At 58.8% G+C, this 1,924-nt stretch carries 2 pseudogenes; one reads left to right on the plus strand and one right to left on the minus strand.

What is annotated here, in order from left to right:
• Positions 1-1,081, plus strand: a pseudogene (locus AC1DLB_RS30305) (sigma-54-dependent Fis family transcriptional regulator); the annotation flags it as partial.
• A gap of 1 nt (position 1,082) precedes the next feature.
• Here the strand turns inward: AC1DLB_RS30305 and AC1DLB_RS30310 are convergent.
• Positions 1,083-1,924 (minus strand): annotated as a pseudogene (locus AC1DLB_RS30310) (carbohydrate porin); the annotation flags it as partial.

Consider the following 1,924-nt stretch of genomic DNA (forward strand, 5'->3'; position numbering starts at 1 on the left):
GGGTTACTGGGTGCTGCGGGCCCACAACAGCCCGGGCTACGTCGACAGCCAGCCCGACTACCTGCTCGCCTGGGACGACGACGGCCAACTGCAGGCACTCAACCCCGCGGCGCGGCAGTGGCTGTCGCAAAGTTTTGGTCACCTGCCGGACCACATCGGCCAAGTGTTCGATCAGCAGTTATTGCATCGCGCCAAAGACGAATCGCTCTGCCTGTTTCACTGCCGGGGTGGCCGCCATGTCTTGCATGGGCGACTCAGCGCGCCACGGCAATTGAAACGCAGCCCGGCTCGGCGGGTACTGTCACCCGCCGAACTCGACCCGCGACTGGAAGAAAGTTTGCGCCTTGCGGTTCGGGTCAAAGACCGTAATCTGCCGGTGCTGATCCACGGCGAAACCGGTTCCGGCAAGGAAGTCTTCGCCCGCCAGCTGCACCAGGCCAGTCTGCGCCGTGATCGACCTTTTATTGCGGTGAACTGCGCAGCGATTCCCGAAAACCTGATCGAAAGCGAGCTGTTTGGTTATGCAGCCGGCGCCTTCACCGGGGCTTCGAATAAAGGCATGCAAGGCCTGCTGGAACAGGCCGATGGCGGTACCCTGTTTCTCGATGAAATCGGCGATATGCCCCTGACCCTGCAAACCCGCCTACTGCGGGTTTTAGCCGAGGGCGAAGTGGCGCCCCTGGGAGCGTCAAGAAGCAAGGCGATAGACATTCAGGTGGTCTGCGCCAGCCACCGCGATCTGGAAGCCCTGGTGGCCAGCGGCGAGTTTCGCGAGGACCTGTACTTCCGCCTCAGTGGTGCGCGATTCCAATTGCCGCCGTTGCGCGAACGCAGTGATCGACTGGCATTGATCAACCGGAYACTCGAAGAAGAATCATCGGCCTGCGCAATGGCGATGCAACTGGGAAGCGCCGCACTGGAATGCCTGCTCGGCTATCGCTGGCCGGGAAATGTGCGCGAACTGCGGCACGTATTGCGTTACGCCTGCGCGGTGTGCGAGACCGACTTGATTCTATTAAGTGACTTGCCTGAGCATCTGCCCGGCCGTCGACTCAACGATCCGGCTTCAGCTGACACCATGGGTCTCCAACGTCGGGTTTGAAGGTCGGGGCGATGGTGAATTTCCAGAAGTTGCCGTCCACCGCATTACGTTGCAGGTAACCCTTGGGGTCGAGGTTCATGGTTTGCCARCTCATTTCGTAGGCCATCTCGAAATTGCTGTTGATTTCATTGGCCAACCGCATGTTCAGGGTCATCCAGCGGTAGTCGTCACCCTTGACGTAGCGATCCTTGCTTTGTTCGGCCAGCAGACTTGGACCGATGCGCCAGTGGGGTGCAATCGGTGTCTCGCCGTACAGCGCAAGGCGCAGCGCACGGGCGTCGTCGATCAGTTCGCCGTCCGAGCCAATGTTCTTGACCTCGGCCCCCAACCCTTGCCCGTAGAGCAGCGCCGTCTTGAAGAAGCCTTCCCTGCCGAAAAAGTTTTTCTGATGATTCGCGATCATGCTGTGCAAGCCGGAGTCCGCAGGCTTCAGGCCCGCTTCATTGGTGCGAGTGCTAAAGTCGTTTTTCTTTGAGCCAATGCCATTGAACATCCACTGCCACTGACCATTATCGAAGAACTGGTTGGAGGTGAGGATGTAGCTTTCCACATCGGCATTGACACCGCCCTCACTGAAATCCCCGTAGTTACGCCCGATCAACGAGTAATTCGAGCGCCAGTTCTTGTTCATCTGCACGTCGTAGATTCCACCCCCGGTGCCGGCCAGAAAGACGACGTCCGAGTCCAGCCAATGGATATCGAAGTTGTCCCTGTCGAATCGCTTGCCTGCCCACAGGGTGGCGTTCTCGAACGTCGAATTGCCCTTGAATGCGGCGAGATGATCGAGTTCCGTAAATACCTGGCGCACATTCAGGTTACTTT

The sequence above is a fragment of the Pseudomonas sp. 05N434 genome, from assembly GCF_056396965.1.